General features: G+C 70.4%; 15 protein-coding genes. All 15 read left to right on the forward strand.

All coding sequences use genetic code 11. The annotated features are described in order from the left end of the window. The first annotated feature begins 158 nt into the window (after positions 1-158). The 15 genes from OHU89_RS39615 (at position 159) to OHU89_RS39685 (ending at position 17,690) form a co-directional block, all read left to right on the forward strand. The gene (locus tag OHU89_RS39615; protein WP_267014432.1) at positions 159-1,496 is read left to right on the forward strand and encodes an OFA family MFS transporter; all 1,338 of its coding nucleotides are present in this window, start codon (positions 159-161) and stop codon (positions 1,494-1,496) included. Next, complete coding sequence (locus tag OHU89_RS39620) at positions 1,462-1,599, forward strand: hypothetical protein (RefSeq protein ID WP_199924543.1); 138 nt, start codon at positions 1,462-1,464, stop codon at positions 1,597-1,599. The genes OHU89_RS39615 and OHU89_RS39620 overlap by 35 nt, the downstream gene beginning before the upstream one ends. A gap of 149 nt (positions 1,600-1,748) precedes the next feature. Continuing rightward, positions 1,749-2,696 (forward strand): beta-ketoacyl-ACP synthase III, encoded by a 948-nt coding sequence (locus OHU89_RS39625; protein ID WP_405649828.1) that lies wholly within the window; start codon positions 1,749-1,751, stop codon positions 2,694-2,696. 139 nt (positions 2,697-2,835) lie between these two features. Beyond that, positions 2,836-3,516, forward strand: a complete 681-nt coding sequence (locus tag OHU89_RS39630) for a GntR family transcriptional regulator (protein ID WP_046258035.1) — start codon at positions 2,836-2,838, stop codon at positions 3,514-3,516. Positions 3,517-3,730: 214 nt separating this feature from the next. Then, the gene (locus OHU89_RS39635) at positions 3,731-4,912 is read left to right on the forward strand and encodes an ROK family protein (protein ID WP_405654853.1); all 1,182 of its coding nucleotides are present in this window, start codon (positions 3,731-3,733) and stop codon (positions 4,910-4,912) included. A 137-nt stretch (positions 4,913-5,049) separates the two neighbouring features. Then, positions 5,050-6,567: a sugar ABC transporter ATP-binding protein gene (locus OHU89_RS39640; RefSeq protein WP_405649829.1), complete on the forward strand. Its 1,518-nt coding sequence runs from the start codon at positions 5,050-5,052 to the stop codon at positions 6,565-6,567. After that, positions 6,564-7,583, forward strand: a complete 1,020-nt coding sequence (locus tag OHU89_RS39645) for an ABC transporter permease (protein ID WP_405649830.1) — start codon at positions 6,564-6,566, stop codon at positions 7,581-7,583. Before OHU89_RS39640 ends, OHU89_RS39645 begins: the two co-directional genes overlap by 4 nt. A 17-nt stretch (positions 7,584-7,600) precedes the next feature. Then, entirely contained in the window at positions 7,601-8,638 is a 1,038-nt protein-coding gene (locus OHU89_RS39650; protein WP_266885940.1) for a substrate-binding domain-containing protein, read from the forward strand. A gap of 83 nt (positions 8,639-8,721) precedes the next feature. After that, a complete protein-coding gene (locus OHU89_RS39655; protein WP_405649831.1) occupies positions 8,722-9,924 on the forward strand; it encodes a Gfo/Idh/MocA family protein in 1,203 nt (400 codons plus the stop codon). 13 nt (positions 9,925-9,937) lie between these two features. Further along, complete coding sequence (locus tag OHU89_RS39660; RefSeq protein ID WP_405649832.1) at positions 9,938-10,936, forward strand: sugar phosphate isomerase/epimerase family protein; 999 nt, start codon at positions 9,938-9,940, stop codon at positions 10,934-10,936. 82 nt (positions 10,937-11,018) lie between these two features. Then, positions 11,019-13,532, forward strand: coding sequence for a PQQ-dependent sugar dehydrogenase (locus OHU89_RS39665; RefSeq protein WP_405649834.1), 2,514 nt, complete (start codon positions 11,019-11,021; stop codon positions 13,530-13,532). A 15-nt stretch (positions 13,533-13,547) separates the two neighbouring features. Then, positions 13,548-14,885 (forward strand): ThuA domain-containing protein, encoded by a 1,338-nt coding sequence (locus OHU89_RS39670; RefSeq protein ID WP_405649835.1) that lies wholly within the window; start codon positions 13,548-13,550, stop codon positions 14,883-14,885. 275 nt (positions 14,886-15,160) lie between these two features. After that, a complete protein-coding gene (locus OHU89_RS39675; RefSeq protein WP_405649836.1) occupies positions 15,161-16,162 on the forward strand; it encodes a sugar phosphate isomerase/epimerase family protein in 1,002 nt (333 codons plus the stop codon). Next, positions 16,159-16,842, forward strand: coding sequence for an EboA domain-containing protein (locus tag OHU89_RS39680; protein WP_405649837.1), 684 nt, complete (start codon positions 16,159-16,161; stop codon positions 16,840-16,842). The genes OHU89_RS39675 and OHU89_RS39680 overlap by 4 nt, the downstream gene beginning before the upstream one ends. Next, positions 16,842-17,690 carry a TatD family hydrolase gene (locus tag OHU89_RS39685; RefSeq protein WP_405649838.1) on the forward strand — a complete coding sequence of 283 codons (849 nt, stop codon included), beginning with the start codon at positions 16,842-16,844 and terminating at the stop codon, positions 17,688-17,690. Before OHU89_RS39680 ends, OHU89_RS39685 begins: the two co-directional genes overlap by 1 nt. Position 17,691 lies beyond the last annotated feature (1 nt).

Raw genomic sequence — 17,691 nt, forward strand, 5'->3', positions numbered from 1 at the left:
TACAGTATGGCCGAGGCGTCGACAAGAGTACGCACAGTGGTGGGTGCGATATGGAAACCGGCCGGTCCGACCGTTCGGCGCGTGCTGCATACCGTTCATCGCATACCTTCGACGCGCCGCCTTCTCAACTCCCTTGGTTCTCCCTACCGTCCGGGATCATGAGTCCCCCCGTCGCCCCCGCCGGCTGGAGCCGTTGGCTCGTTCCCCCAGCCGCGCTCTCGGTCCATCTCTCCATCGGTCAGGCGTATGCCTGGTCCGTGTTCAAGCCGCCCCTGGAGTCCGCGCTCGGCCTCAGCGGTACGCAGAGCGCGCTGCCCTTCCAGCTGGGCATCGTCATGCTCGGTCTTTCGGCCGCGTTCGGCGGCACGCTCGTCGAACGCAACGGACCGCGCTGGGCGATGACCGTCGCCCTGATCTGCTTCTCGTCCGGGTTCCTGCTCTCCGCACTCGGCGCGTACACCGAGCAGTACTGGCTGATCGTCTTCGGCTACGGCTTCGTCGGCGGCATCGGCCTCGGCATCGGCTACATCTCGCCCGTGTCCACACTGATCAAGTGGTTCCCGGACCGGCCGGGCATGGCCACCGGCATCGCCATCATGGGCTTCGGAGGCGGCGCCCTGATCGCCTCGCCCTGGTCGGCGCAGATGCTGGAGTCGTTCGGCTCCGACAGCTCCGGGATCGCGGCGGCGTTCCTCGTGCACGGTCTGTCGTATGCGGTCTTCATGACGCTGGGCGTGCTGCTCGTGCGGGTGCCGCGCACGGAGAAGCCCATCGGCGACAGCGGGCCGAGCATTCTCGCGGGGCCGCAGGTCTCCGCCCGCAGTGCCGTGCGCACCCCGCAGTTCTGGTGTCTGTGGGTCGTGCTCTGCATGAACGTGACCGCGGGCATCGGCATCCTGGAGAAGGCCGCCCCGATGATCACGGACTTCTTCAGGAACACCTCGACGCCGGTGTCGGTGTCGGCCGCGGCCGGTTTCGTCGCGCTGCTGTCGGCGGCCAACATGGCGGGCCGTATCGGCTGGTCGTCCACCTCGGACCTGATCGGCCGCAAGAACATCTACCGCCTCTACCTGGGCGCGGGCGCGCTGATGTATCTGCTCATCGCGCTGGTCGGCGACTCGTCCAAGCCGGTGTTCATCCTGTGCGCCCTGGTGATCCTCTCCTTCTACGGCGGCGGCTTCGCCACGATCCCCGCCTATCTGAAGGACCTCTTCGGGACCTACCAGGTCGGCGCGATCCACGGCCGGCTGCTCACCGCCTGGTCCACGGCCGGTGTCCTCGGACCGCTGATCGTGAACTGGATTGCCGACCGGCAGGAGGACGCCGGCAAGGACGGCTCCTCCCTCTACACCATGTCCCTCTTCATCATGATCGGGCTGCTCGCGATCGGTTTCGTCGCCAACGAACTGGTCCGGCCCGTCCACGTCCGTCACCACATCCCCGCACCGAGGGAGGCCGCCGATGTCGCAGAACGACAGCAGTCAGAGTCCGCCTGACCGGCGCCCGCTGATCGCCTTCGCCTGGCTGTGGGTGGGGGCGCCGCTCGCCTATGGCCTGTACGAACTCGTGCAGAAGGCGACGCAGCTGTTCACCAAGTGAGCGTCTCAGAAGTGTTCGGGCGTCCGAGTGCCTGACAGAAGCCGACAACCTCGGCGCCGGTTTCCTGTCGCCTTAGCTGCCGTCGTACCCGCGAGTCACTGATCAGACTGGTGGATCCCGCTACCCAAGGCAACGAGGGGGACCACCCAATGAACGGCTCGCGCATCGCCGCCGTCGGCCACTACCAGCCCGCCAAGGTACTCACCAACGAGGACCTGGCGGGCCTGGTCGACACCAGTGACGAGTGGATCAGGAGCCGGGTGGGCATCCGCACACGTCACATCGCGGGGCCCGACGAGCCCGTCGACGAGCTCGCCTCGCACGCCGCCGCCAAGGCGCTCGCCGCCGCCGGTCTCGCGCCCGGCGACATCGACCTGGTCCTGGTCGCCACGTCCACCGCCGTGGACCGCTCCCCGAACATGGCCGCCCGGGTCGCCGCCCGGCTCGGCATCCCCTCGCCGGCCGCGATGGACGTCAACGTGGTGTGCGCGGGCTTCACGCATGCCCTGGCCACCGCCGACCACACCATCCGGGCGGGCGCCGCGACCCGGGCGCTGGTCATCGGCGCCGACAAGATGTCCGACGTGGCCGACTGGACCGACCGCACGACCTGTGTGCTCGTCGGCGACGGGGCGGGGGCCGCCGTCGTGGAGGCCGGCGGTCCGGGCGACGAGGCCGGTATCGGGCCCGTGCTGTGGGGTTCGGTGCCCGAGATGGGGAACGCGGTGCGCATCGAGGGGCAGCCCGCGCGGTTCGCGCAGGAGGGGCAGAGCGTGTACCGCTGGGCGACCACCCAGCTGCCGCCCCTCGCCCGCAAGGCCTGCGAGCGGGCGGGGCTCACGCCCGAGGAGCTCGCCGGGGTCGTCCTGCACCAGGCCAATCTGCGGATCATCGAGCCGCTCGCCGAGAGGATCGGCGCCGTCAACGCCGTCGTCGCACGGGATGTCGCCGAATCGGGTAACACCTCCGCGGCCAGCATCCCGCTCGCCTTCTCCAAGCTCGTCGAGCAGGGCGCCCTCTCCACCGGGGACCCGGTGCTGCTCTTCGGGTTCGGCGGGAACCTGTCGTACGCGGGACAGGTCGTCCGCTGCCCGTGACCTGCCGGTACGACGGGGTGTGACGCGGTCGACTCCGTGACGGACTGGCTACGGTGCGCCGTAGGCTGTAGACGAAAGACAATTCATGCCGACTTTCGGACTGCAGTCGTCTCGCACTGCCCAGGAGGGGGACCGACCGATGTTGTCGACGCCAGGACTGCCACAGGGTGCGGTGCCCAAACTGGAACGCCCCGGCCCGCTGCGCGACCGTGTCTACGAGGCGCTGCTCGAACTCATCACCACCCGTGCCCTGCAGCCCGGCCAGCACCTGGTGGAGAGCGAGCTCGCCGGTCATCTCGGCGTCTCGCGTCAGCCCGTGCGTGAGGCGTTGCAGCGGTTGAACACGGAGGGCTGGGTCGATCTGCGGCCCGCGCAGGGCGCGTTCGTGCACGAGCCCACCGAGGAGGAGGCGGACCAACTCCTCACCGTCCGTACGCTGTTGGAGGCCGAAGCCGCCCGGCTCGCCGCGGCCAACGCGTCCAAGGCCGGCATCGAGGCCCTGCGCGACATCCAGGAGCAGGGCATGCGGGCCGTCGCAGCGGACGACGTGGACGCCGCGGTCCTGCTCAACGCCCGTTTCCACGCGAAGGTCATGGAACTCGCCGGCAACGCCGTTCTCGCCGAGCTGGCCGCGCAGGTCGACCGGCGCGTCCGCTGGTACTACGCGCCGATCGCCCGGCAGCGCGGACAGCAGTCCTGGGTCGAACACCGGGAGCTGATCGGCGCGATCATGGACCGTGACGAGACGCGCGCCACGCAGCTCATGCGCGAACACACGGAACACACACGGCGTTCGTACCACGCCCGGGCCAAGTCCTGAGCCCTGCCGCCCCCTTGAGCCGACGCGTCCGATCCCGCTGAGCCGACGCGTTCGACGATCCATTGTGCTCGGCTCTCTCCTTTGTCCTGTGAGTGGAGAAAGTCGGCACCAATTCGTGCACAGCTTCTTCCCAGGTAGGGCAGCCGCTGCTACGTTCCCCTCGAAAGCACGACGGCAGGCGGCCGAGTGAGGCGGGGAGGGGCTCGTGAGACGGATGACGGCACGACCCGCGAATTCTCATCAGGCCCGGCTGCTCAAGCTGTTGCGTGACGGGGGTCCCAACTCCCGTGCACAGCTCGGCGATCAGGTCGACCTGTCGCGGTCCAAACTGGCCGTGGAGGTGGACCGGCTGCTGGAGACGGGCCTGGTCGTGGCCGACGGACTCGCCGCCTCGCGCGGCGGCCGCCGCTCCCACAACATCCGGCTCGCCCCCAACCTGCGTTTTCTCGGCGTGGACATTGGCGCGACCTCGATCGATGTCGCCGTCACCAACGCCGAGCTGGAGATCCTGGGGCATCTGAATCAACCGATGGACGTCCGTGAGGGCCCGGTCGCGGTCTTCGAGCAAGTCCTGTCCATGGCGGCGAAGTTGAAGGCGACGGGGCTCGCGGAGGGTTTCGACGGTGCCGGTATCGGCGTGCCGGGGCCGGTTCGTTTCCCCGAGGGTGTTCCGGTGGCTCCGCCGATCATGCCGGGCTGGGACGGTTTCCCGGTCCGGGAGGCGCTCAGTCAGGAGCTGGGCTGCCCGGTCATGGTCGACAACGACGTGAACCTGATGGCGATGGGGGAGCAGCACGCGGGCGTCGCGCGTTCCGTGGGCGACTTTCTCTGCGTCAAGATCGGCACCGGTATCGGGTGCGGCATCGTGGTCGGCGGTGAGGTCCATCGCGGTGCGACGGGCAGCGCGGGCGACATCGGGCACATCCAGGCCGTGCCCGACGGCCGCCCCTGTGCCTGCGGCAACCGGGGCTGCCTGGAAGCCCACTTCAGCGGGGCGGCCCTCGCCCGGGACGCCGTCGACGCGGCCCAGCAGGGACGCTCCGCCGAACTGGCCTCCCGGCTGGAGACCAACGGCACCCTGACCGCCATAGACGTCGCGGCCGCGGCCGCCGCCGGCGACGCCACCGCCCTCGACCTCATCCGTGAGGGCGGCAACCGCACCGGCCGGGTCATCGCCGGCCTGGTCAGCTTCTTCAACCCCGGCCTGGTGGTGATCGGCGGCGGGGTGACCGGCCTCGGCCACACCCTGCTCGCCGCGATCCGCACCCAGGTCTACCGCCAGTCGTTGCCTCTCGCGACCGGCAACCTGCCCATCGTTCTGGGGGAGTTGGGCCCCACCGCCGGAGTCATCGGCGCGGCCCGACTGATCAGCGACCACCTGTTCTCACCCGCGTAAGCCCGAACAGGCCTGCGTGAGCCCGAAGAGGCCCGCGCAAGTCCGCGCAAGCCACTGGTCCGGCACAGCTCACCAGCACAACCCGCTGCCTCGCCCTGCCCTGAAACGGCCCGCACGCCAGCCGAGGGGAACCACACATGGCACCAGAACCACCGCTCCTCAGCATGTCCGGCATCACCAAGTCGTTCCCCGGAGTCAGGGCCCTCGACGGCGTCGACCTCGACGTCCAGGCCGGTGAAGTGCACTGTCTGCTCGGCCAGAACGGGGCCGGCAAGTCCACCCTCATCAAGGTCCTGGCCGGCGCCCACCAGCCCGACGACGGCACCATCACCTGGCGCGGCGAAACGGTCACCCTGCGCTCGCCGATCGCCGCCATGCGCCTCGGCATCGCCACCATCTACCAGGAACTCGACCTGGTGGAACACCTGTCGGTCGCCGAGAACGTCCACCTCGGCCACGAACCGACGGCGGCCGGATTCGTCGTACGGGGCAAGGCGGCCCGCGTGTCGACCGGCCTGCTGCTCAAGCGACTCGGGCACCCCGAGATCGACCCGGCCCGCCTGGTCGGCGAGTTGTCGGCGGCCCAGCAGCAGATCGTCTCCATGGCGCGGGCACTCTCCCACGACGTACGGCTCATCGTGATGGACGAACCGTCCGCCGCCCTCGACCCGGACGAGGTCGACAACCTCTTCCGGATCGTCGGCGACCTCACCGCGGACGGCGTCGCCGTCGTCTACATCTCCCACCGGCTGGAGGAGATCCGGCGGATCGGCGACCGGGTCACCGTGCTGAAGGACGGACGGGCCGTCGCGGGCGGGCTGCCCGCGAAGTCGACCCCGACCCGTGAGGTCGTGGCGCTCATGACGGGACGGAACGTGGAGTACGTCTTTCCCGACCGGCCCGTGTCGCCTCCCACGGGCACACCGGTCCTGGAGGTCCGAGGCCTCGGCCGGGAAGGCGAGTTCGAGCCCTTCGACCTCACCCTGCACCCCGGCGAGATCGTCGGACTGGCCGGTCTCGTCGGATCCGGCCGATCCGAAATACTGGAGACTGTATACGGTGCACGGAAGCCGACCTCCGGGCAGGTCCTGGTCGACGGCCGACCGCTCAAGCCCGGCAGCGTCCGCGCCGCCGTCCGCGCCGGACTCGGCCTCGCCCCCGAGGAGCGCAAGGCGCAGGCCCTGCTGATGCTGGAGTCCGTCACCCGCAACGTCTCGGTCTCCACCATGTCCCGCTTCTCACGCGGCGGCTGGATCGACCGCGGCGCCGAACTCGGCGCGGCGCGGGCGGCCACCCGCGAGCTGTCCCTGCGGCCCGACAACCCGTCCGTCCCGGTCCGCACCCTGTCCGGCGGCAACCAGCAGAAGGCCGTCCTCGCGCGCTGGCTCCTGCGCGGCTGCCGGGTGCTGCTCCTCGACGAGCCGACCCGCGGCGTCGATGTCGGTGCCCGCAGTGAACTGTATGCAGTCGTCCGTCGACTGGCCGACGAAGGCCTCGCCGTTCTGCTCGTCTCCAGCGAGGTGCCCGAAGTGCTCGGCCTCGCCGACCGCGTCCTCGTGCTGCGCGAGGGCCGTGTCGTACACACGGCCCCCGCCCGCGAGCTCGACGAATCCCGCGTACTGGACCTCGTCATGGAAGGAAGCCCGGCGTCATGACGCAGCACGTCTCCCCGCCCCGGGACAGCACCGGGAAGACCGCCCCCGTGACCCGACCACCCCTCTGGCGAGGGTTGTTGGCCCGAGTCGACCTCCGCACCCTCTCCCTGCTCGGGGTCCTCGCCGCACTGATCGTGGTCGGCGGGATCACCAAGCCGGACGAGTTCCTCGACACCCGCAACCTCCAACTGGTCCTCACCCAGGGCTCGGTGATCGGTGTCGTCACGGTCGGCATGACCTTCGTGATCATGTCGGGCGGCATCGACCTGTCCGTCGGCGCGATCGTCGCGCTGGCCTCCGTGTGGGCGACCACGGTCGCCACCCAGGAGTACGGCTTCGGCGGCATCCTCCTCACCGCGGTCCTCGTGGGCCTCGGCTGCGGCCTGGTCAACGGACTGCTCATCGCGTACGGCGGGATGGTCCCCTTCATCGCGACGCTCGCCATGCTCGCCTCGGCGCGCGGCCTCGCCCTGCAGATCACCGACGGCAAGACACAGATCGTCACCGTCGACAGCGTCCTGGACCTCGGGCTGCGCGACGCGTACGTCCTCGGCATCCCGCCGCTCGTCATGGTCTTCGCCGTCGTCACGATCATCGGCTGGCTGGTCCTCAACCGCACCACCTTCGGCCGCCGCACCGTCGCGGTCGGCGGCAACGCGGAGGCCGCCCGCCTCGCCGGCATCGACGTCCGCCGCCAACGCCTCTACCTCTACCTGCTGTCCGGGCTGTGCTGCGGCATCGCCGCCTTCCTGCTGATCATCCTCTCGGGCTCCGGCCAGAACACCAACGGCAACCTCTACGAGCTCGACGCGATCGCCGCCGCGATCATCGGCGGCACGCTGCTCAGCGGCGGCCGCGGCACCATCACCGGCTCCGTGCTCGGGGTCCTGATCTTCACCACGATCACCAACATCTTCGCCCTGAACAACCTGCAGAGCGACGTCCAGCAGATCGCCAAGGGCGCGATCATCGTCGCCGCCGTGCTGGTCCAGCGCCGTACCGCAAGCACGACCTGAGGAAAGGGTTCACCGCCATGCCAGAGCTCACCAGCCGCAGAGGGCTGCTCTTCGGTACCGCCGCCATAGGAGCCGGTGCCCTCCTCGTGGGTTGCACGAGTAACGACTCGGACGACGAACCGGCCGCGAACGACCAGCCGGCCGCCGACGACAAGCCCGGCAAGCAGGTCACCATCGGCTTCGCCGGACCGCAGGCCGACCACGGCTGGCTCAACGCCATCAACGACAACGCCAAGAGCCGCGCCAAGAAGTACTCGGACGTCACCCTGGAGATCACCGAGGGCTCCAACGACACGGCCGCGCAGATCGGCCAGATCGAGACACTGATCAACAAGAAGGTCGACGTCCTGGTGGTGCTGCCCGCCGACGGCAAGGCCCTCACCCAGGTCGGACTGCAGGCGATGCGCGCGGGCATCCCGGTCGTCAACCTCGACCGGATCTTCAACACCCCGCAGGCGTACCGCTGCTGGATCGGCGGCGACAACTACGGCATGGGCCTCAACGCCGGTCACTACATCGGCGAGAAGCTCAAGGGGAAGTCGGACGCCCGCGTCATCGAACTGGCCGGCCTGGACAACCTGGAGCTGACCCAGCAGCGCACCAAGGGCTTCGACGACGCGCTGAAGAACTACCCCAACATCAAGAAGGTGGCCCGTCAGGCCGCCGAGTTCACCGTGGAGTCCGGGCAGGCCAAGATGGCCCAACTCCTGCAGGCCCAGTCGAAGTTCGACGCGCTGTGGAACCACGACGACGACCAGGGGGTCGGCGCGCTGCGCGCCATCGAGCAGGCCGGGCGGGACGACTTCCTGATGGTCGGCGGCGCGGGCGCGCTCTCCGCGTTCCAGGCGATCAAGAAGGACGACGGTGTCCTCAAGGCGACCGTCCTCTACCCGCCGACCATGGCCGCGTCCGCGATCGACCTCGCCCGCGCGCTCGGCCAGAGCAAGGGTATCGGCGGCCTCGCCGAGTTCGAGATCCCGGCCTCGCTCACGCTCTACTCGGCCGTCGTCGACAAGACCAACATCGACCAGTACATGTCCACCGGCTTCAAGTGAGGCGTTCCGCCCGGCAGGCCGCAGCGGCCCGTCGGGCGGGAGGCACCCCCCACCGCGCCACGACGACGAGGAGGACATTGCGCATGGCACAGCCGCAGCAGTCAGAAGGGGCCGAGAAGCCGCCCCTGAGGGTGGGCATGGTCGGCTACGCCTTCATGGGCGCCGCCCACTCCCAGGGCTGGCGCACCGTGGGCCGCGTCTTCGACCTGCCCAGGCAGCCGGTCCTGTCCGCGATCTGCGGCCGCGACCCGGCAGCCGTGCGGGCCGCCGCCGACCGGCACGGCTGGGCGGCGGCCGAGACCGACTGGCGTGCGCTGATCGCCCGGGACGACGTCGACCTCGTCGACATCTGCACCCCCGGCGACAGCCACGCCGAGATCGCCGTCGCCGCGCTCGCCGCGGGCAAGCACGTGCTGTGCGAGAAGCCGCTCGCCAACACGGTCGAGGAAGCCTCGCTGATGGCGGAGGCGGCCGAAGAGGCTTATGAACGCGGCCAGTTGGCGATGGTCGGATTCAACTACCGCCGGGTGCCCGCCACCGCGCACGCCCGGAACATGGTCGCCGAGGGCCGCCTCGGGCAGCTGCGGCATGTGCGGGTGACGTACCTTCAGGACTGGCTGGTCGACCCGGAGTTCCCCCTCACCTGGCGGCTGCGCAAGGAACACGCCGGCTCGGGCTCGCTCGGCGATCTCGGGGCGCACATCATCGACCTCGCCCAGTACCTGGCGGGGGAGCGGCTCGCGGGGGTGTCCGCCCTCACGGAGACCTTCGTCCGGGAACGGCCCCTGCCCGTCGGCGCCACCAGCGGGCTGTCCGCGGTGACCTCCGCCGGCACCGGCCAGGTCACCGTCGACGACGCCGCCCTGTTCACCGGCCGCTTCACCTCCGGCGCCCTCGCCTCCTTCGAGGCGACCCGGTACGCCACCGGCCGCAAGAACGCCCTGCGCATCGAACTCAACGGCGAGCGCGGCTCGTTGGCGTTCGACCTGGAGCGCCTCAACGAACTCTCGTACCACGACGGCACCGAGCCCGCCGTGCACGCCGGCTTCCGCCGCATCCTCGTCACCGAACCCGACCACCCCTACCTGGACGCCTGGTGGCCGCCGGGCCACGGCCTCGGCTACGAGCACAGCTTCGTCCACCAGGCCCGCGACCTCGTCCACGCCGTCGCCGAGGGCCGCCGCCCCGAACCCTCCTTCACCGACGGGCTCCAGGTCCAGCGCGTTCTCGCGGCGGTCGAGGAGAGCGCCGAGAAGAACTCCGTCTACACGCTCATAGCCGTCTGAGGAGGCGAGCGACATGCCGCGCACATTCACGCTCTTCACCGGCCAGTGGGCCGACCTTCCCCTCGAAGAGGTCTGCCGTCTGGCCCGCGACTTCGGCTACGACGGGCTCGAACTCGCCTGCTGGGGCGACCACTTCGAGGTCGACAAGGCCCTGACCGACCCGACGTACATCACCTCGCGCCACCAACTCCTGGAGAAGTACGGCCTGAAGTGCTGGGCCATCTCCAACCACCTGGTCGGCCAGGCCGTCTGCGACGCCATCATCGACGAACGCCACCAGGCCATCCTGCCGAGCGAGGTGTGGGGCGACGGCGACCCGGAAGGGGTCCGGCGGCGCGCGGCGGACCGTATGAAGGACACCGCGCGGGCCGCGGCCGCCTTCGGCGTCGACACCGTCATCGGCTTCACCGGCTCCGCCATCTGGCACCTGGTCGCCATGTTCCCGCCGGCCCCAGAGTCGATGATCGACCGCGGCTACGAGGACTTCGCGACCCGCTGGAACCCCATCCTCGACGTCTTCGACGGGCAGGGCGTGCGGTTCGCGCACGAGGTCCACCCCAGCGAGATCGCCTACGACTACTGGACGACCGTCCGCACCCTGGACGCGGTCGACCGTCGGCCGGCGTTCGGCCTCAACTTCGACCCCAGCCACTTCGTCTGGCAGGACCTCGACCCCGTCGGCTTCCTCTGGGACTTCCGCGACCGCATCTACCACGTGGACTGCAAGGAGGCCCGCAAGCGCCTCGACGGCCGCAACGGCCGCCTCGGCTCCCACCTGCCCTGGGGCGATCCGCGCCGCGGCTGGGACTTCGTGTCCGCCGGACACGGCGACGTCCCCTGGGAGGACGTGTTCCGGATGCTGCGCTCCATCGACTACCAGGGCCCCATCTCGGTCGAGTGGGAGGACGCCGGAATGGACCGGCTCCAGGGCGCCCCCGAGGCACTGAAGAGCCTCAAGGCATACGACTTCGAGCCGCCGTCGGCCTCCTTCGACGCGGCGTTCGGCAACTGACTGTCTGTCAACTCCCCGGGATGACGGCGCATCCCGGCGTACCGCACCCGCCCGTACAACCGGCCCCGTTCTGGAGGCATTCGTGCACGGGAAAGACGGCACCACCCACACCGACAGAATCGAGTCCCACAGACGACGCCCGACCTTCCGCAAGACGGTGGCGCTGGTGAGCGGCGCCCTGCTGGCGGGCGCCTCCCTCACCCTGACCGCTCCCCAGGCCGGCGCAGCCGTCGCCGAGCCGGAAGCCGCTCCGGCAGCGGTCGCCGCCGAGGACTTCCAGCAGGTCACCCTCGCCAAGGGCGAACCGGAGGTCGGCGAGCCCATGTCGCTCGCCGTCCTCCCGGACCGCTCGGTCCTGCACACCTCGCGCGACGGCGAACTCCGCCTCACCGACGCGGCGGGCAACACCAAGCCGGCCGGCAGGCTCGACGTCTACTCCCATGACGAGGAGGGCCTCCAAGGCATCGGCGTCGACCCGGAGTTCACCACCAACCGCTTCATCTACCTCTACTACGCACCCCCGTCGGACACCCCGGCGGGCGACGCCCCCGAGACCGGCACCGCGGCCGACTTCGCGCCCTTCGACGGCGTCAACCGGCTCTCCCGGTTCGTGCTCGACACCGACGGCACCCTCGACTCCGCCAGCGAGAAGAAGATCCTCGACATCCCGGCCTCGCGCGGCATCTGCTGCCATGTCGGCGGCGACATCGACTTCGACGCGGCGGGCAACCTGTACCTGTCGACGGGCGACGACTCCAACCCCTTCCAGTCGGACGGGTTCACCCCCATCGACGAGCGGGCGAACCGCAACCCGGCCTTCGACGCCCAGCGTTCCTCGGCCAACACCAACGACCTGCGCGGCAAGATCCTGCGGATCAAGGTGAACGCCGACGGCTCGTACACCGTCCCCGACGGCAACCTCTTCGCCCCCGGCACGGACAGGACACGGCCCGAGATCTACGCCATGGGGTTCCGCAACCCGTTCCGGTTCAGCGTCGACAAGACCACCGGCATCCTCTACGTCGGCGACTACGGCCCCGACGCGGGCGCCGCCGACCCGGCCCGAGGACCGGGCGGCCAGGTCGAGTTCGCGCGGGTGACCGGCCCCGGCAACTTCGGATGGCCCTACTGCACGGGCGACAACGATGCCTACGTGGACTACGACTTCGCGACGCAGACATCCGGTGCCGCCTTCGACTGCGCCGCCCCGAAGAACACCTCGCCGCACAACACCGGCCTCACCGACCTGCCCCCGGCGCAGGCCGCCTGGATCCCCTACGACGGCGGCTCCGTACCGGAGTTCGGCACCGGCTCCGAGTCCCCGATGGGCGGCCCGGTCTACCACTACGACGCCTCGCTCGACTCGCCCGTGAAGTTCCCCGAGGCCTACGACGGTGACTTCTTCGCCGGTGAGTTCGGCCGCCGCTGGATCAAGCGGATCACCAGCGACGCCGACGGGGCGGTCCAGTCGATCAACGACATCCCGTGGACCGGCACCCAGGTGATGGACATGGCCTTCGGCCCGGACGGCGCGCTGTACGTCCTCGACTACGGCGTCTCCTGGTTCGGCGGCGACGAGCACTCGGCCCTGTACCGCATCGAGAACGCCACCGACGGCCACTCACCGGTGGCCCAGGCCGCCGCGAACCGTACGTCCGGACAGGCGCCGCTGCAGGTGCGGTTCTCCTCCGAGGGCACCAGCGACCAGGACGGCGACGCCCTCACGTACGCCTGGGACTTCGGCGACGGCGGCACGTCCACGGCGGCGAACCCGACGCACAGGTACAGGAAGAACGGGACGTACACCGCGACCCTCACCGCCAAGGACGCCACGGGGCGCACGGGCAGCGCGAGCGTACAGATCGTGGTCGGCAACACCGCGCCCAAGGTGACCCTTGAACTCCCGCGCGACGGGCAGCTGTTCAGCTTCGGCGACGCGATCCCCTTCAAGGTCGCGGTCACCGACCCCGAGGACGGCACCATCGACTGCTCGAAGGTCACGGTCACCTTCGTCCTCGGTCACGACAGCCACGGCCACCCGGTGACCTCCGCGAACGGCTGCACCGGCACCATCCAGACCAGCGCCGACGGCGGCCACGACGAGGACGCCAACATCTTCGGCGTGATGGACGCCGAGTACACCGACAACGGAGACGGCGGCCAGGCCGCTCTGACCACGCACGACCAGAACGTCGTCCAGCCCAGGCACCGCCAGGCCGAGCACTTCGGCAACAGCTCCGGCATCACCGTCATCGACAAGGCCACCGCCCACGGCGGCAGGACGGTCGGTGACATCGACAACGGCGACTGGATCTCCTTCACGCCGTACGTGCTGGGCAACGCCAAGTCTCTGTCGGCACGCGTCTCTTCCGGCGGCGCGGGCGGCACCCTCGAGATCCGCGCGGGGTCCTCGACGGGCACCCTGCTCGGCAGGGCGACCGTCCCGGTGACCGGCGGCTGGGAGACCTTCCAGGACGTCGGCGCCGACCTGTCCCGCGCACCGAGGGGCACCACCACGCTCTACCTGGTCTTCAAGGGGGGCACCGGATCCGGGGCCCTGTTCGACGTGGACGACTTCACCTTCACCACCGGCTGACAGGAGGTACTCGCGATGCGCTCAACCAGTCGACTGACCACGGCAGTTGTCGGAGCCGCTGTGCTCCTGGGCTGCGTCTCCGGCCCCGCCGCCTCACAGGGCGGGCGTGACGGGGAACGCGTGCTGGTCTTCTCCAAGACGGCCGGCTTCCGGCACGACTCCATCCCCGACGGCGTCGCCGCCCTGAAGGAGCTCGGCGGGACGAGCGGCTTCACGGTCGACGCCACGGAGGACGCCGGCGCCTTCACCTCGGGCAACCTCCGGCGCTACGACGCGGTCGTCTTCCTGTCCACGACCGGCGATGTCCTGGACGCGACCCAGCAGAAGGCCTTCGAGGGCTACATCCGCAACGGCGGTGGCTACGTCGGCATCCACGCCGCCGCCGACACCGAGTACGACTGGGCGTTCTACGGCGGCCTCGCCGGTGCCTACTTCCAGTCGCACCCGGCGATCCAGCCCGCGACGGTCGTCGTCGAGGACCGCGCCCACCCGGCCACCTCGGCACTGGGGCCAACCTGGAACCGGACCGACGAGTGGTACAACTACCGCTCCAATCCCCGGGAACGGGCCCATGTCCTCGCCTCGCTCGACGAGTCGTCGTACACCGGCGGCACGATGAGCGGGGACCATCCGATCGTCTGGTGCCAGAACTACCAGGGCGGCCGTGCCTTCTACACCGGCGGCGGCCACACGAAGGAATCGTACGTGGATCCCGCCTTCCGGCAGCATCTGGTCGGCGGCATCCTGTATGCGATCGGCGAGGCGCAGGCCGACTGTCGACCGGAGAACGGATACAGTCCGCTGTTCGACGGCACCGCGGAGTCGCTGGAGGGCTGGCGGCAGGCCGGCCCGGGCTCCTTCACCCTGGACGACGACGGCACCATCACCTCGACCGGTGGCATGGGGATGCTCTGGTACGCCGCGTCGGACTTCGGCGCGTACTCGCTGAAGCTCGACTGGAAGCTGGCCGGCGACGACAACTCCGGTGTGTTCGTGGGCTTCCCGCCCTCGGACGACCCGTGGTCGGCCGTGAACAACGGTTATGAGATCCAGATCGACGCCACGGACGTGCCCGAGAAGACGACCGGGTCCGTCTACGGCTTCCGCTCCGCCGACCTGAAGAAGCGCGACCGCGCGCTGAACCCGGCGGGGGAGTGGAACACGTACGAGATCCGCGTGGAGGGCGAACGGCTCCGCGTCTGGCTCAACGGCGTGAAGATCAACGATTTCACCAACACCGATCCGGCCCGGAGCCTCACCGACGGTCACTTCGGCATCCAGAACCACGGAGCCGACGACCAGGTGTCCTTCCGGAACGTCCGGATCAAGGAACTGCCCGTCAAGGGCGGCTGAGCGGCGGCGGGCGGAGGACGCCGGACCTCCGCCCGCCGTCTCTTCCACTCCCCCGTCCGGGGGTTTCCCCCCAGGGGTTCACACACGACGCGTTCGACAAGGAGGCTGCCCATGTCCGCGTCCGTTTCCTCGCCACACGTCGGTGTCTGGCTTGCCGACACGGCGACCGCTGACACGACCGGAGGCGGGGCCGGGACCGACGGGCGGAACGTGGCGAGATCCGGCGACCGGCCGGGGGACCGCGCCGTCCGCACAGAGCGTCGCGGGGAGGAGCGGTGAGGCGGGCGAGGGGAGCCGTTGCGCCCAGCCCGGCTGACTCTGTTCGCGAGGAGGGTGAGCGCCACACGAGCCCGGAAGCCGCTGCCCCTGCCCGGTCCCGCAACGGCACGCCCCTCCGCTTCGGCTACGGAACCAACGGCCTCACCGACCTCCGGCTCGACGACGCCCTCGGCCTGCTCGCCGACCTCGGCTACGACGGCGTGGGCCTGACCCTCGACCACATGCACCTCGACCCACTCGCCCCGGACCTGGCCGCCCGCACCGGTCGCGTCGCCCGGCGGCTGGACGCGCTGGGCCTGAGCGTCACCGTGGAGACCGGCGCCCGCTATGTCCTCGACCCGCGCCGCAAACACGGCCCCTCCCTGCTCGACCCGGACCCCGACGACCGGGCCCGCCGCGTCGACCTCCTGATCCGTGCCGTGCGGGTCGCCGCCGACCTCGGCGCACACGCCCTGCACTGCTTCAGCGGGATCACCCCGGCGGGCACCGACCAGGACACGGCCTGGAAACGCCTCGCCGAAACCCTCACCCCGGTCCTCGACGCCGCCGCCACCGCAGGCGTGCCCCTCGCCGTCGAGCCCGAACCCGGCCACCTCCTCGCCACCCTCACCGACTTCCACCGTCTGCGCCGGGAACTCGACGACCCCGAACCCCTCGGCCTCACCCTCGACATCGGCCACTGCCAGTGCCTCGAACCGCTCCCGCCCGCGGCCTGCGTACGTGCCGCCGCCCCCTGGCTGCGACACGTCCAGATCGAGGACATGCGCACCGGCGTCCACGAACACCTTCCACTCGGCGACGGAGAGATCGACTTCCCTCCCGTCCTCGCCGCCCTGGCCGACACCGGCTACCGGGGACTCACCGTCGTCGAACTGCCCCGCCACTCCCACGCGGGCCCCCACTTCGCCGAACAGTCCCTCCCGTTCCTCCGCCGAGCGGCGACCACCCACGCACCTCCCGGCGATCCCTCCGCCACCCCTGAAGGGAGCACCGCATGACCCGCGCCCACTCCGCCCCGGACACCCCCACGGTGGACCCCGACGCCCTCGCCCACACCCTGCCGACCACCCTGCACGCCCACCTCGACACCCGCCTCGCCGGAGCCGCCCGCGCCTGGCTCGACCAGGCCCTCGACGAGGCCGCCGCCCATCCCGGCGTCCACGGCCCCATCTCCGTGTGGGAACTGCGCCTGGCCGAGGCCGGCCGCCGCTGCGGACCCGAGCACGCCGACGCCGCCCGCGTCCTCATCCTGCACGCGGCCCACGCCGACACCGACGCCCTCACCCGCGTCTACCGGCAGGGCACCGCCGCCGAACGCCGGGCCGTCCTGCACGCCCTGCCCCACCTCGTGCCGGGCCCGGACGCGCTCCCGCTCGTCGAGGACGCCCTGCGCACCAACGACACCCGGCTCCTCACCGCCGCCGTCGGCCCCTACGCGGCCCGCCACCTGGACCCCCACCAGTGGCGGCACGCCGTCCTGAAGTGCCTGTTCACCGGCGTGCCCGTCGACGCGGTGGCCGACCTGGACCGCAGGGCCCACGCCGACGCGGAACTCGCCCGCATGCTCGGCGACTACGCCGCCGAACGCACCGCGGCGGGGCGTGAAGTGCCCGAAGACCTCCATCGCGCGCTGGCCCTGACCCAGGCGACGCCGACCGAGTCCAAGGAGCAGTCCTGATGCGCCTGTTCGACCCCCACATCCACATGACGTCCCGCACCACCGACGACTACGAGGCCATGCACGCGGCCGGTGTCCGCGCCGTCGTCGAACCCTCCTTCTGGCTCGGCCAGCCCCGCACCTCGCCCTCCTCCTTCCTCGACTACTTCGACTCCCTCCTCGGCTGGGAGCCCTTCCGCGCCGCCCAGTACGGCATCGCCCACCACTGCACCCTCGCCCTCAACCCCAAGGAGGCCAACGACCCGCGCTGTATGCCCGTCCTCGACGAACTGCCCCGGTATCTCGTCAAGGACCAGGTCGTCGCCGTCGGCGAGATCGGCTACGACTCCATGACCCCCGCCGAGGACACCGCCCTCGCCGCCCAGCTCCAGCTCGCCGCCGACCACGGACTGCCCGCCCTCGTGCACACCCCGCACCGCGACAAGCTGGCCGGCCTGCGCCGCACCCTCGACGTGGTCCGGGAGTCCGCACTGCCCCCGGACCACGTCCTGGTCGACCACCTCAACGAGACCACCGTCAAGGAGGCCAAGGCCGGCGGCTGCTGGCTGGGCTTCTCCGTCTATCCCGACACCAAGATGGACGAGGAGCGGATGGTCGTGATCCTGAAGGAGTACGGCCCGGAGAAGGTGCTCGTGAACTCCGCCGCGGACTGGGGCAGGAGCGATCCCCTCAAGACCCGCAGGGTCGCCGACACCATGCTGGCGAGCGGCTTCACCGAGGACGACGTCGACCTGGTGATGTGGCGCAACCCCGTCGCCTTCTACGGGCTCAGCGGCCGCCTCGCCCTCGACGCCACGGCCACCGCGGCCACCCACGAGGGCAACTCCATCCTGCGCGGGGGCGAGTAGG

The sequence above is a fragment of the Streptomyces sp. NBC_00019 genome (assembly GCF_045041015.1).
Taxonomy (GTDB): Bacteria; Actinomycetota; Actinomycetes; order Streptomycetales; family Streptomycetaceae; genus Streptomyces.